Genomic DNA, 13,753 nt, shown 5'->3' with positions numbered 1-13,753 from the left:
CGGTCAGCGGTGCAGGCGACGCACCAGAATATGCGAGTTCCGTCCGTTGCTGCGGTAGTCTTTGCGCCGCGTTTCGGGCAACTCGTCTTCCGATGCCGTCTGAAAGCCGCGTTCGGCAAACCATTCGCCGGTATTTGTGGACAGTGCGAACAGCCTGCTTATGTCCATACTGCGCGCCTTATCGATGATGTGGGCAAGCAGGCGTTCGCCGTAGCCGCCGTCCTGTGCCTGCGGCGAGACGGCAAGGCAGGCGATTTCGCCGCAATCGGCTTCGGCAAAGGTTTTCAGGGCGGCGCAACCGTACAGGTTGCCGTCGTGTTCGAGGATGGAAAATTCGGAAATGTGGTTTTCGAGGTATTCGCGGCTGCGGTGCAGCAGGATGCCCTGTTCTTCCAGCGGGCGGATGAGGGCGGCGATGTGCGGGATGTCGCCGCTGTGCGCCTGACGGATGGAGACGAAGGCTTCTTTGGCAATGGATGTGCCGATGCCGTTGCGGGTAAAGAGTTCTTGCAGCAGGCTGCCGTCGGCGGCCCCGTTGAGGATTTGGACGCGGTGCACGCCGCCTTCGAGCGCGGCAACGGCGGACGAAATCAGCCGTCGCGTTTCGCCGCCGGCGTGTTCCGCCAGCGATTGCGCTTCCTGTGCCGAGAGGGTTTCGGCGAGCGTGCCGTCGGGGCGGGCAATGCCGTCTGAAAGGGTCAGGTAAACGAGTTTTTCGGCCTGAAGCGAGACGGCGACGGAAGCGGCGGTTTGAAGCATATCGAGATGGAAGGTTTTGCCGCCGTAGGAATGCCCGAGCGGCGGCAGCCAAACGATATTGCCCGCGTCGAGTTGGAAACGGAGGGCGGCGGTGTCGGTTTTGCGGATAACGCCCGCGTATTCCATATCGGTTCCGTCAATCACGCCTATCGGACGGGCGGTCAGGAAGTTGCCCGATACGAGCGGGACGGAAGGCGCGCGCGCGAATCCGGAAACGCTGCCGCACAATGCGGCTTCAAAACGGCTGCGGACGGTGCCGGCAAACTGCTGCGCCTGTCCGAGCGAGGTTTCGCCAGTAACGCGCAAACCCCGGCAATAATGCGGCGTGCGGCCTTGCGCGGCGGCGAGGCTGTCGAGGAAGTGGTCCGCGCCGTGGATGAGGACGAGGCGGATGCCCAGTTGCGACAACAGCCCGATGTCGGCGGCGAGGTTGTGCAAAGTGCCGCCTTCGAGCAGGCGGCCGTCTATGCCGGCGACCAGTGTCGTGCCACGCATTTGGCGGATGTAGGGGGCGGCTTCGCGGAAGTGGGCGACAAAGCTGTCGGGCGCGTTCATAGGATGAAGAGGTAGGAAAGCTGCATAATGAGGACGATAAGGGCAAACAGGGTTGCAACCGTCCAGTTGAACCCTTCCTGACGGGCGGGCACGGCGGGCGGTACGGTAACCTGCGGTGCGGCAGCAGGCGCGGCAGCGGCGGTTGCGGGCGGAATATCGTGCAGGGTTGTGCCGCCGTTGAGGATGCCGGCGATTTCGTCGCGGGAAATCTGTTTTTTGCCGATGGCGTGCGTGCCGATGCGGTGGACGAGTTTGACATCCGAAACAGCTTCGGGCAAATCGTTGAATATGGGTTCTTTCGTGCTTGCCAGATGGTCTTTGGCTTTAAACAGCCCTTCGCATTTTTGGCAGACGACGAAGCCTTGGGCGACATTGAGCTGGGTTTCTTTGACCCAAAGGCGGGTTTTGCAGTGCGGACAGAAACAGGCGGGCATGGTATTTCCTCGTGTGTGTCAGGTTTGATGCCGTCTGAGGCGTAAGGCGGTTCAGACGGCATATGCTTTGTTTTTATTCTACGCCGTACTGCCGACGGTAGGTTCGGACGGGTTCGAGGAACTGTCCGAATTCGGGGTTGTTTTGCAACAGGATAAACAAATCGTTCAGGCTGGCGATGGGGGCGACGGGCAGGCCGTATTGTTTTTCCACTTCCTGAACGGCGGACAATTCACCCGTGCCTTTTTCCATACGGTCGAGCGCGATGGCGACGCCGGCGGGGGTTGCACCCTCCGCTTCAATCAGTTTGATCGATTCGCGTACGGATGTGCCGGCGGAAATCACGTCGTCGATAATCAGCACGCGCCCTTTAAGCGGCGCACCGACCAACACGCCGCCTTCGCCGTGGTCTTTGGCTTCTTTGCGGTTGTAGGCAAACGGGACGTTCACGCCTTTTTCCGCCAGCATCATCGCGGTTGCCGCCGCCAAAATAATGCCTTTGTAGGCGGGGCCGAACAGCATATCGAACCCGATGCCGCTTGCGATGATGGACTGCGCGTAAAATTTTGCCAGTTGCAGCGTGGATGCGCCGTCGTTGAAGAGTCCGGCGTTGAAGAAATAGGGCGACCGCCGTCCGGCTTTGGTGGTAAATTCGCCGAATTTCAAAACATTTTGGGCGAGGGAGAATTTGAGGAAATCTTGGCGGAAATCGGTCATTTTGTGCTTTCTGTCAGATATTGGGACGCAGTTGCGATTCTACCGCCCCGTGCGGCGCGCTTCAACTGCCGCCGCCTTGCGCCAAGACACGTTTGAGCTGCTTGAGCGTCTGCCAGGAGCGGGCTTTGAGTTCGGGTTGGCGCAACAGCCGGGCGGGATGGTCGATGATGAAGAAGGGGCGGCCGGCGCACAGGGTTTCAATCATCGCCTGCCGTTCCGGTTTGACAAATGCCTGTCCGAGGAAAAGGACGGTGGGGGCGCGGCAGCCGTCGAGTTCGCGGGCGATTTGACCCAGCGCATTTGCGATTGCCGCTTCAGACGGCATCGGATTGCCGACGGCGGCGGTTTTCACCCAGCTGGTCTTGTGTACATAAGCGGCATCCAGTCCTACGGCTTTGAGTATATTGTCGAGCAGGACACCCGCTTTGCCGTGGAACAGCTGCCCGTAAACCATATCCTCGGTCGGCGGACACAAGCTGACGACGGCAAGCTTGGTGATGCCCGAAGCGGCAGGAACGGGGGCAATGCCGTCTGAAAGATCGGGCAGCAGGTCGGCTTCGGGTGCGGGAACGGGTTTGCGGACGTGTTCGGGTGCGGCGGTTTTCAGTGCCGCCATCGTTTCGAGCCGCGCCTGACCGTTATGGGGCTGGGAAGGGCGAATCGGCGCGGTGCGGACGGTTTGGGGACGTGCCTGTGTCGGGGTTGCGGGTGTGTTTTTGGGCGGCAGGACGACGGCGGTCTGTTTCAGCCACATCGGGCCTAAGCCCAAAGCTTCGTGCAGGTGGAGGTAGCGCGCGCTTAACATATTTTCTCCATTAAGACGGCATCTTCGGTTTTACCGTCGGCTGTACGGTAATAGTTTTTCCGCCTGCCCGCATCGGTAAAGCCGTGTGCCGCGTACAGCGCGTGTGCGGCTGCGTTGCCCGCGCGGACTTCGAGCAGCAGGCGTTGCGTACCTTCGGGCAGATGTGCGAACCAATATTCGAGCAGGGCGGACGCAACGCCCCGGCGGCGGCATTCGGGCGCGGTGGCAATCAGGTGCAGTTCGGATTCGTCGGGCAGGTTCTGCCAAACGATAAAGGCGGCAATCCCGCCGTCTTTTTCCGCAAGGAAAACCTGTTCGGACGGCGAAACCAGTGCGGACTCAAATTGGCGTTGCGTCCACGCGGACGGGTTGCAGACGGCATCGAGCGCGGCGAGTGCCGCGCAATCGGCATAAACGGCACGGCGGATGTTCACGGGCGCGCTCTCCGTTCCGCCTGTTCTTTGGCAGTCAGGGCAATTTTGTCGCGGACGTAGAGCAGTTCGGCGTGTGCCACAGTGACGGCGGGAAAACCGCCTTCCGCCGCCAGATTGAGGAAGTCGGCGGCGGTCGGCATATCGGGTTTGCCTGCGAAGGGCGGACGGTTTTCCAGTGCGAACGCGCTGCCTATGCCGTCTGAAAAGACGTGTCCCTCGGGGAGGGCGATGTCTGCCGCCTTACCGACCTGATAACCGCTCAAACGGCGGCAGTTCAGCGTATCGAACCATGCATAAAACACTTCGCCCATACGAGCGTCCGCAGCGGCAAGGATGCAGCTTTGCGGCGGCGGCAGCGAGGCGGCGGCATCGAGCGTGGGGATGCCGATTAAAGGCGTATCGAACGGCGTTGCCAAACCTTGCGCCACGCCGATGCCGATACGCAGTCCCGTAAACGCGCCGGGGCCTTTCGCATAAACAATCGCCCCCAAATCGGCGGCGGTAATGCCCGCATTTCGGAACAGGGTGCGGATTTCCGACAGGATCAGTTCGGATTGGCGGCTGCCGGCTTCCTGATGGAACAGGCGGATTTCGCCGTCGGCGCGCAGCGCGAGCGACAAATAGGAAGTTCCGGTATCGACGGCGAGGACGGGGCGGTTGAAATCGGCTTGCATGGTGTGGTTCTCGTTGGTTCAGACGGCATTATATAGTGAAACCGGCTTGCCTGCCGTGCCGTCGCGTCCTAGGGCGGTATGGCGCAAAAATGCCGTCCGAACGGTAAATTATCGTGTTCGGACGGCATTTTTCAAATGCTACTGTTTGCCGGCGATGCCGATTTCGTGAACCTTTTCCCCTATCTTCACGGTTGCCGAGCCGGCGATTTCTTGGGCGCGGTCGCCGAAAAGGGCGAGGTGGTAAGTGCCTTTTTCTTCGCTGCCGTAGCGCGTGTCGCCCAAAATGACGGCGTGTGATTTTTCATCTGCTTTGAGTTCGGCGGAGGCAAGCTCGACATTCTGCTCGGGTGTTTTCAGGTGTTCGATTCTGCCGTAACCCTGTTTGTTGGTAAAATCGATGGTGTAGTGCAGCCTGCCGTTCGGGTCGTCGGAGCTGAATGCTTTGCCGTGATACTCGGCTTTGCCGCCGGGCAGTTGGTTGAAGGCGGTATGTTCTCCGCCCAAACCGCTGACAAGGAAGGAGCGTTGGTTTATCAGGCTGTCGGTTTTGTCGGGGTTGTTGATTTTTTCAATCTGTAGGGCAACGACGGCGGAGTGGTCCTGTTTGTATATTTGAAATTCGCCGCTTGCCAGCGTGATGGTTTGTCCGTCCACTTCGATTTTTTGCACGAAGTCGAAGCGGCTGATTTTGTCGTTCTTCAGTTTGCCCGTGTTGAGGCTGTTGTCTTTACCGCCGGCTTTGAAAGTTTTTCCGCACCTTGTGCCGACAAGGTCAGTGTTCCGTTTTGGGGAATGGAGTCTTCCAATGTCAGGGATTTCAAACCTTTGTCTTTATGGTCGAGCGGTGCGGTTAGTGCATCGGCAAGCCCCGCGCCGATGTCGGCGGCGACACCGCCGCCTCCGCTTCCGCCGCCTCCGCTGCTGCAGGCGGTCAGAATCAGGGCAGTGGTCAGAGAAAGGCAGCAGAAGGTAGTTCGGTTCACAGGTTTACTCCTAGTCATACACAGAATAGATAATATATAAACGTTTTGGTTGCGGTATCTTTTTTGCATACTGCATCAATGAGGCAGGTCAAAGAAGTAAAAATCAAATACCGTCCGAACAACGGTTCAGACGGTATTTTGTTTACAGGCAACCTGTTATTTGACGATTTGGTTCAATTCGCCCTTGGTATAACGGTTTGCCATTTTTTCCAAGGAAACCGGTTTGATTTTGCCTGCCTGACCTTCGCAGCCGAACGCGAGGTAGCGGTCGAGGCAGATTTGTTTCATGGCCTCAATGGTTTTGCTCAGGTATTTGCGCGGGTCAAAGTCGGACGGGTTTTCGGCAAGGTAGCGGCGTACCGCGCCGGTGGAAGCAAGACGCAAGTCGGTATCGATGTTGACTTTGCGCACGCCGTGTTTGATGCCTTCGACGATTTCTTCAACCGGCACGCCGTAGGTTTCGCCGATATTGCCGCCGTATTCGTTGATGACTTTCAGCCATTCTTGCGGAACGGAGCTGGAGCCGTGCATCACGATGTGGGTATTGGGCAGGGCTTGGTGGATTTCCTTGATGCGGTCGATACGCAATACGTCGCCTGTGGGCGGACGGGTGAATTTGTATGCGCCGTGGCTGGTGCCGACGGCGATGGCGAGCGCATCCACGCCGGTGTCTTTAACGAAGCGTACGGCATCTTCGACGCTGGTCAGCATTTGATCGTGCGAAAGTTTGCCCACTGCGCCTACACCGTCTTCTTCGCCTGCTTCGCCGGTTTCGAGGTTGCCCAATACGCCGATTTCGCCTTCGACGGACACGCCGCAAGCGTGGGAGAAGTTAACCACGGTACGTGTGGCGTTGACGTTGTATTCATAAGAAGAAGGGGTTTTGCCGTCTTCGAGCAAAGAGCCGTCCATCATCACGGAGGAGAAGCCCAGTTGGATGGAGCGTTGGCACACGTCGGGCGATGCGCCGTGGTCTTGGTGCATGACGACGGGGATGTGCGGAAATTCTTCGACAGCCGCCAAAATCAGGTGGCGCAAAAACGGCGCGCCCGCGTATTTGCGCGCACCTGCGCTCGCCTGTACGATGACGGGCGCGCCGACTTGGTCGGCGGCTTCCATAATGGCGCGCATTTGTTCGAGGTTGTTGACGTTGAACGCGGGCAGGCCGTAGCTGTTTTCGGCGGCGTGGTCGAGCAGTTGGCGCATGGATACGAGTGCCATTTTTGTCTCCTTGGGCAGTGGGGGTAAATAAGTTGGATTATAATGTTTTTTGTGGCAAAAAACTACAAACCGCTACATTGATTTTATGTTAACGATAACGGCGGGCTGACGGGTCGGATTTTGGGCGGTTCGGGGTTTTGGTGTGTCGTTTATGATAATGTTTTCACTGGTTTTCTGATATTTGTGTGGGACGGTTATGGTTTTGGACGGGTTTGCGGCGCATTTTGACGCTTATTTGGAAAACATCGTGCGCGAGGGCAAGTCGGAGCACACGGTTGCGGCATACCGGCGCGATTTGGAAGAACTGTTTGCGCTGTTGGCACAAATGCCGTCTGAAGCTGAAGGCGGCGTGCCGCAGGACTTGTCGCGGCGCGATTTTACGGCGGCGTTGCGGCGTTTGTCGCAGCGCGGTTTGAATGCGCGGACGCTGGCGCGCAAGCTGTCGTCTTGGCGGCAGTATTGCGCCTGGCTGGTCAAACGCGGTCTGCTGCATACCGACCCGACCGCCGACATCAAACCGCCGAAGCAGCCCGAGCGCGTACCCAAAGCCCTGCCGCAGGAATGGCTGAACCGGATGCTGGATTTGCCCGTGGACGGCGGCGACCCGCTGGCGGTGCGCGATCACGCCCTGTTCGAGCTGATGTACGGCAGCGGTTTGCGCGTGAGCGAGATACACGGCTTGAATGCAGATGATGTATATTTGGACGAGGCGTGGGTACACGTTACCGGCAAAGGGCGCAAGCAGCGTCAGGTTCCGCTGACCGGCAAAAGCGTGGAAGCCCTGAAAAACTATCTGCCGCTGCGTCAGACGGCATCGGACGGCAAAGCCCTGTTTACCGGTAGGAACGGCACGCGCCTGAGCCAACGCCAAATCCAAAAACGTTTGGCGCAATGGGCGGCGCAAAACGGCGACGGCAGGCACGTTTCGCCGCATATGATGCGCCACAGCTACGCCGGACACCTATTGCAGGCTTCGCGCGACATCAGGGCGGTGCAGGAGCTGCTCGGGCACAGCAGCCTTTCGACCACGCAGATTTACACCAAACTCGATTTCGACCACATCGCCCGCCTGTATGACGAAGCCCACCCGCGCGCCAAGCGGCAGGACGAATGACATACGGCAAAATCAGCCGTCAGCCGCACGCTCTTGATATATAATTGACCGTTGCACCCGGACGACACATAAAAAAGACACACCATGAACCCAAGCCCCCTACTCGACCTGATTGACAGCCCGCAAGATTTGCGCCGTCTGGACAAAAAACAGCTGCCGCGCCTTGCCGGCGAGTTGCGCGCCTTTCTGCTGGAATCCGTCGGTCAAACCGGCGGTCATTTCGCCAGCAACTTAGGTGCGGTCGAGCTGACCATCGCCCTGCACTATGTGTACGACACGCCCGAAGACAAGCTGGTGTGGGATGTCGGACACCAAAGCTATCCGCACAAAATCCTTACCGGACGCAAAAACCAGATGCATACCATGCGCCAATACGGCGGTTTGGCGGGTTTTCCGAAACGTTGCGAGTCCGAGTACGACGCGTTCGGCGTGGGGCATTCCTCCACCTCCATCGGCGCGGCGTTGGGTATGGCGGCGGCGGACAAACTCTTGGGCAGCGACCGCCGCAGCGTCGCCATCATCGGCGACGGCGCGATGACGGCGGGTCAGGCGTTTGAAGCCCTGAATTGCGCGGGCGATATGGATGTGGATTTGCTGGTCGTCCTCAACGACAACGAAATGTCGATTTCCCCCAACGTCGGCGCGTTGCCCAAATACCTCGCCAGCAACGTCGTGCGCGATATGCACGGACTGTTGAGTACCGTCAAAGCGCAAACGGGCAAGGTATTAGACAAAATACCCGGCGCGATGGAGCTTGCCCAAAAAGTCGAACACAAAATCAAAACCCTTGCCGAAGAAGCCGAACACGCCAAACAGTCGCTGTCGCTGTTTGAAAACTTCGGCTTCCGCTACACCGGCCCCGTGGACGGACACAACGTCGAAAATCTGGTGGACGTATTGAAAGACTTGCGCAGCCGCAAAGGCCCTCAGTTGCTGCACGTCATCACCAAAAAGGGCAACGGCTACAAACTCGCCGAAAACGATCCTGTCAAATACCACGCCGTCGCCAACCTGCCTAAAGAAGGCGCGGCGCAAATGCCGTCTGAAAACAAACCTGCCGCCAAACCGACCTATACCCAAGTGTTCGGCAAATGGCTGTGCGACCGGGCGGCGGCAGACGAGCGTTTGATCGCCATCACGCCCGCGATGCGCGAGGGCAGCGGACTGGTGGAGTTTGAACAACGATTCCCCGACCGTTATTTCGATGTCGGTATTGCCGAGCAGCACGCCGTTACCTTTGCCGGTGGTTTGGCTTGCGAAGGGATGAAGCCCGTCGTGGCGATTTATTCCACCTTTTTACAACGCGCCTACGATCAACTGGTACACGACATCGCCCTGCAAAACCTGCCCGTTTTGTTTGCCGTCGACCGCGCGGGCATCGTCGGCGCGGACGGCCCGACCCATGCCGGTCTGTACGATTTGAGCTTTTTGCGCTGCATTCCGAATATGATTGTCGCCGCGCCGAGCGATGAAAACGAATGCCGCCTGCTGCTTTCGACCTGCTATCAGGCGGATGCGCCCGCCGCCGTCCGCTATCCGCGCGGCACGGGTACGGGCGCGCCGGTTTCAGACGGCATGGAAACCGTGGAAATCGGCAAGGGCATTATCCGCCGCGAAGGTGAGAAAACCGCTTTCATTGCCTTTGGCAGTATGGTCGCCCCCGCATTGGCGGTTGCCGAAAAACTGAACGCCACCGTCGCCGATATGCGCTTTGTCAAACCGATAGACGAAGAGTTGATTGTCCGCCTTGCCCGAAGCCACGACCGCATCGTTACCCTTGAAGAAAACGCCGAACAGGGCGGCGCAGGCAGCGCGGTGCTGGAAGTGTTGGCGAAACACGGCATCTGCAAACCCGTCTTGCTTTTGGGCGTTGCCGATACCGTAACCGGACACGGCGATCCGAAAAAACTTTTAGACGATTTGGGCTTGAGTGCCGAAGCAGTGGAACGGCGTGTGAACGGTTGGTCGGCACGTCAGGTCTGAACGGATACGGAAATGCCGTCTGAAACCCGATTCGGGCTTCAGACGGCATTGTTGCGGTTTTGTTCGGCAAGCTTACCAAATTCCGTCAAAGTTCCTCGTACCGCGCCAGAATTTCCACCTGTCCGCAGCGGTAAACGTCAGCGTGCCGCCGTTTAATCCGTCTGTGGCGATGTCCAGCCGTTTGATTTTGCCGGTGCGGACGGCTTCGTAGATCGGTGCGAACCAGCGTTCTTCCCACTGCTGCAATATTGCCGCATACCGTTCCCTGTCCCCTGTCAGGGCGGTCAGGCGCAAATCGTCCATAAACAGGATGTGGTGCGTATCGGGCAGGTGTGCCGCCGTTTCCGCATAAGCTCGGAAGCTGTCGGGCAATGCTCGGCGGTTCGGATGAAAACGGCTCCAAACCGTATCGGCGAAAAGCGTGCCGCCCTGCCCGCCACCGTTCAGACCGTCCCAAAGCCATAAGCCGTTCAATTCGGGCAGCCCGCGTTTTTTGCGGTTATGGTTGACGGGGTGCGCCGCCAGCCACATTTGGATTTCGGTTTGGACGCGCAGCCATTCCAACGCGTCTTCCCCGTCCGGCTGGTCGTCCGCGCCCAACAGTCCGCCCAAGTCCAAAACGGGCTTCGCGCCCCAGCGGTACGCGCGGGGAAGGGAAACCAGCCATAATTCGGGCAGGACGGGAACGAAACGCCACGGAATGTCGCCGTAAAACGCCGACAGATCGCGGCAGAGCCGTTCCGCTTCATCCGTACCGACATCCAAATATTCCGCCGTCAGCACATTTGCCTGATGCAGTCCCATTTTCTGCCACACGGGCGCGGCGAGCGCGACGGCTTCAGACGGCATATTCAGGCTTTGCGCCGCGCGTTCCGCCAGTCTGCCGCACCACAAATAACGCGCGTAAAATGCCGAAGCCGTGCAGCTTTGGCGGTGCAGCGAGCCGTATTGCAGGATTTTGTTGAAGGCGTGCAGGCAGAGAGGTATTCGGGTTTCGTCTTCATCCAAATTGAGCGAGGGGAGGGCGAGGGTGAGTTTCATCGTTTGACGTTTCAGAAATGCAGGTCAGGCGCAACATTATAGAGGATTCGGCGCAAACGCCGTCAAAAAGGAACAATATGGCTGTCTTCCCACTTTCGGCAAAACATCGGCGATACGCGTTGCGTGCGCTTGCCGTTTCCATTATTTTGGCTTCGGCGGCGGTCATCGCCCTGTCGGGGCGGACGGAGCGCGTCAGGCGGCAGCGCGTGGAACAAGAACTGCCGCCGCTGTCTTGGGAGGGGAGCGGCGTTCAGACGGCATATTGGGTGCAGGAGGCGGTGCAGCCGGGCGACTCGCTGGCGGACGTGCTGGCGCGTTCGGGTATGGCGCGGGACGAGATTGCCCGAATCACGGAAAAATATGGCGGCGAAGCCGATTTGCGGCATTTGCGTGCCGACCAGTCGGTTCATGTTTTGGTCGGCGGCGACGGCGGCGCGCGCGAAGTGCAGTTTTTTACCGACGAAGACGGCGAGCGCAATCTGGTCGCTTTGGAAAAAAAAGGCGGCATATGGCGGCGGTCGGCTGCTGAGGCGGATATGAAGGTTTTGCCGACGCTGCGTTCGGTCGTGGTCAAAACTTCGGCGCGCGGCGCGTTGGCGCAGGCGGAAGTACCCGTCGAAATCCGCGAATCCTTAAGCGGGATTTTCGCCGGCCGCTTCAGCCTTGACGGTTTGAAGGAAGGCGATGCCGTGCGCCTGCTTTACGACAGCCTGTATTTCCACGGGCAGCAGATGGCGACGGGCGATATTCTGGCGGCGGAAGTCGTCAAGGGCGGCACAAGGCATCAGGCGTTCTATTACCGTTCGGACAAGGAAGGAGGAGGGGGCGGCAATTATTACGATGAAGACGGCAGGGTGTTGCAGGAAAAAGGCGGCTTCAACATCGAACCGCTGGTTTACACCCGTATTTCTTCGCCGTTCGGCTACCGTATGCACCCCATCCTGCACACTTGGCGGCTGCACACGGGCATCGATTATGCCGCACCGCAGGGAACTCCGGTCAGGGCTTCCGCCGACGGCGTGATTGCCTTTAAAGGCCGGAAGGGCGGATACGGCAACGCGGTGATGATACGCCACGCCAACGGTGTGGAAACGCTGTACGCGCACTTGAGCGCGTTTTCGCAGGCACAAGGCAATGTGCGCGGCGGCGAGGTCATCGGTTTTGTCGGTTCGACCGGGCGTTCGACCGGGCCGCACCTGCATTACGAGGCGCGCATCAACGGGCAGCCCGTCAATCCTGTTTCGGTCGCATTGCCGACACCCGAATTGACGCAGGCGGACAAGGCGGCGTTTGCCGCGCAGAAACAGAAGGCGGACGCGCTGCTTGCGCGCTTGCGCGGCATACCGGTTACCGTGTCGCAATCGGATTGAAGTTTGAACCGCGACGACAAAAACAATGCCGTCTGAAAATCTGCAAACAGGTTTTCAGACGGCATTTATAGTGGATTAACAAAAATCAGTACGGTGTTGTCTCGCCTTGCCGTACTACGCGCCTCCAATGCAGAAGAATAGAAAATGCCGTCTGAAAAAATCAGACGGCATTTTATCGGAAGCGCATCAGAAAAAACGGATAGCGATATATGCGGTAAAAGCAAGGGCAACTACATAGATAAACCCCTTTATAAATTCAAAAGTCTCATCTATATCGCTATATTTTTCTTTCAGTTTGTCAGATTTTCGATAACGTTTCATTTTCAAGACCACTTTATGACCGACAAGACCATAAATATTATTCTCAAAGCCGCCGACAAAGCAAGCGGACAGTTCCAGCGCGTCAGCAAAGCCGCAAGCGTCTTGGTTTGTACTGTCTGCGGCTTTGTCGCCTTGTTCTGATTTTTGTTAATCCACTATGTAGTTGGTTAAAATAAAACTAAGCCAAGGAAGCACTGCCGTCATTCCCGTACCGGCGGGAATCCGGACACCACGGCACGGAAACCCATCCGCCGTCATTCCCGCGAAAGCGGGAATCTAGAAACACAACGCGGCAGGAGTTTATCGGAAATGACTGAAACCCAACGCACCGGATTCCCGCTTTCGAGGGAATGGCGAAGTGGCGGGAATCCAGATTTATCCGTTCCGGCAGTGTTTGCAAATATAGTGGATTAACAAAAACCAGTACGGCGTTGCCTCGCCTTAGCTCAAAGAGAACGATTCTCTAAGGTGCTGAAGCACCAAGTGAATCGGTTCCGTACTATCTGTACTGTCTGCGGCTTCGTCGCCTTGTCCTGATTTTTGTTAATCCACTATAAAAGAAAGCCCAACCGTCCCGATTCCCGGCAGGGCTGTTTACGGATTTTGCAGCGAGGGCACGGGGCGGTCTTGCGCCTGTTTGGTTTGCAGGGCCGTCAGTTTTTTCGTCAGCAGATTCAGTATCACGCCGTAGGCAGGCAGGAAGAAGAGGGTGCAGACGGTGAGTTTGAACAGATAATCGACAAATGCGATGCCCTGCCAGTTTGCCGCCATAAATTCATCGCTGCTGGCGTAAAAGGCAACGGCGAAAAATACCAACGTATCCAAGGCGTTGCCGATGACGGTTGATGCGGTTGGTGCAATCCACCACGCTTTCAGACGACGTAATTTGTTGAACACAAAAATATCAAGGATTTGTCCGAGCGCGTAGGCGGCAAAACTGGCTAAGGCGATGCGTCCGACAAAGGTGTTGAATTCGGACAGCGCACCCAAGCCTGTCCAACTGCCGTTGTGGAACAAAACGGAAAAGATGTAGGACAGTAAAAGGGCGGGGAACATGACCCAAAAGATAATCCGCCGTGCCAAGTGCGAACCGAAAATGCGGACGGTCAGGTCGGTGGCAAGGAAGATGAAGGGGAAGGAAAACGCACCCCAAGTGGTGTGGATGCCGAAAATTTGGAAGGGGAACTGCACCAGATAGTTGCTGGCGGCGATGATGAGGATATGAAAAAGCACCAGCCAGAAGAGTGCCTTCTGTTGCTGTGCGGCGGTAAATGCGTACATAAAAATCTTTCGGAAAGGCGTTCAGACGGCATATCGTATCGAAGGAATGCCGTCTGAAATATG

General features: G+C 57.7%; 13 protein-coding genes and 1 pseudogene. 4 read left to right on the top strand and 10 right to left on the bottom strand.

Annotated features, from left to right (window positions below; all coding sequences use genetic code 11):
* Positions 1 to 3 precede the first annotated feature (3 nt).
* The 8 genes and pseudogenes from argA to fba all read right to left on the bottom strand — a co-directional run bounded on the left by argA (position 4) and on the right by fba (position 6,580).
* Positions 4 to 1,314 carry an amino-acid N-acetyltransferase gene (gene argA, locus DBY86_RS04630; protein WP_107819091.1) on the bottom strand — a complete coding sequence of 437 codons (1,311 nt, stop codon included), beginning with the start codon at positions 1,312 to 1,314 and terminating at the stop codon, positions 4 to 6.
* A complete protein-coding gene (locus DBY86_RS04625; RefSeq protein WP_107819090.1) occupies positions 1,311 to 1,748 on the bottom strand; it encodes an MJ0042-type zinc finger domain-containing protein in 438 nt (145 codons plus the stop codon). The genes argA and DBY86_RS04625 overlap by 4 nt, the downstream gene beginning before the upstream one ends.
* Positions 1,749 to 1,821: 73 nt before the next feature.
* On the bottom strand, positions 1,822 to 2,463 hold the full coding sequence (gene pyrE, locus DBY86_RS04620) for an orotate phosphoribosyltransferase (RefSeq protein WP_107819089.1): 642 nt from the start codon (positions 2,461 to 2,463) through the stop codon (positions 1,822 to 1,824).
* Between the two features lie 61 nt (positions 2,464 to 2,524).
* Complete coding sequence (locus DBY86_RS04615; RefSeq protein WP_107819088.1) at positions 2,525 to 3,268, bottom strand: uracil-DNA glycosylase family protein; 744 nt, start codon at positions 3,266 to 3,268, stop codon at positions 2,525 to 2,527.
* Entirely contained in the window at positions 3,262 to 3,702 is a 441-nt protein-coding gene (rimI, locus tag DBY86_RS04610; RefSeq protein ID WP_107819087.1) for a ribosomal protein S18-alanine N-acetyltransferase, read from the bottom strand. Before rimI ends, DBY86_RS04615 begins: the two co-directional genes overlap by 7 nt.
* Entirely contained in the window at positions 3,699 to 4,376 is a 678-nt protein-coding gene (gene tsaB / locus DBY86_RS04605; protein ID WP_107819086.1) for a tRNA (adenosine(37)-N6)-threonylcarbamoyltransferase complex dimerization subunit type 1 TsaB, read from the bottom strand. Before tsaB ends, rimI begins: the two co-directional genes overlap by 4 nt.
* Positions 4,377 to 4,514: 138 nt before the next feature.
* Positions 4,515 to 5,359, bottom strand: a pseudogene (locus DBY86_RS04600) (factor H-binding protein).
* 156 nt (positions 5,360 to 5,515) lie between these two features.
* Entirely contained in the window at positions 5,516 to 6,580 is a 1,065-nt protein-coding gene (gene fba / locus DBY86_RS04595; RefSeq protein WP_107819085.1) for a class II fructose-bisphosphate aldolase, read from the bottom strand.
* Between the two features lie 196 nt (positions 6,581 to 6,776).
* On the opposite strand from fba, the gene xerC reads away from it, so the two are divergent.
* Together xerC and dxs are read left to right on the top strand one after the other, a co-directional pair.
* Complete coding sequence (gene xerC, locus DBY86_RS04590) at positions 6,777 to 7,694, top strand: tyrosine recombinase XerC (protein ID WP_061825587.1); 918 nt, start codon at positions 6,777 to 6,779, stop codon at positions 7,692 to 7,694.
* Positions 7,695 to 7,778: 84 nt separating this feature from the next.
* Positions 7,779 to 9,677, top strand: coding sequence for a 1-deoxy-D-xylulose-5-phosphate synthase (gene dxs, locus DBY86_RS04585; protein ID WP_107819084.1), 1,899 nt, complete (start codon positions 7,779 to 7,781; stop codon positions 9,675 to 9,677).
* Between the two features lie 72 nt (positions 9,678 to 9,749).
* On the opposite strand, the gene DBY86_RS04580 is transcribed toward dxs, so the two are convergent.
* On the bottom strand, positions 9,750 to 10,718 hold the full coding sequence (locus DBY86_RS04580) for a hypothetical protein (protein WP_107819083.1): 969 nt from the start codon (positions 10,716 to 10,718) through the stop codon (positions 9,750 to 9,752).
* 77 nt (positions 10,719 to 10,795) lie between these two features.
* Between DBY86_RS04580 and DBY86_RS04575 the strand changes: the two genes are divergently transcribed.
* Positions 10,796 to 12,088 carry a M23 family metallopeptidase gene (locus DBY86_RS04575; protein WP_107819082.1) on the top strand — a complete coding sequence of 431 codons (1,293 nt, stop codon included), beginning with the start codon at positions 10,796 to 10,798 and terminating at the stop codon, positions 12,086 to 12,088.
* A 144-nt stretch (positions 12,089 to 12,232) separates the two neighbouring features.
* Positions 12,233 to 12,550, top strand: a complete 318-nt coding sequence (locus DBY86_RS12920) for a hypothetical protein (RefSeq protein ID WP_159068549.1) — start codon at positions 12,233 to 12,235, stop codon at positions 12,548 to 12,550.
* 453 nt (positions 12,551 to 13,003) lie between these two features.
* Here DBY86_RS12920 and DBY86_RS04565 read toward each other — a convergent pair whose 3' ends face one another.
* Positions 13,004 to 13,690 (bottom strand): 7-cyano-7-deazaguanine/7-aminomethyl-7-deazaguanine transporter, encoded by a 687-nt coding sequence (locus tag DBY86_RS04565; protein ID WP_107819081.1) that lies wholly within the window; start codon positions 13,688 to 13,690, stop codon positions 13,004 to 13,006.
* Positions 13,691 to 13,753 lie beyond the last annotated feature (63 nt).

Source organism: Neisseria bergeri (assembly GCA_003044455.1).
Classification (GTDB): Bacteria; Pseudomonadota; Gammaproteobacteria; order Burkholderiales; family Neisseriaceae; genus Neisseria; species Neisseria bergeri.
The sequence above is the reverse complement of the archived record's forward strand: the minus strand, read 5'-3'. Positions and strand labels throughout refer to the sequence as shown.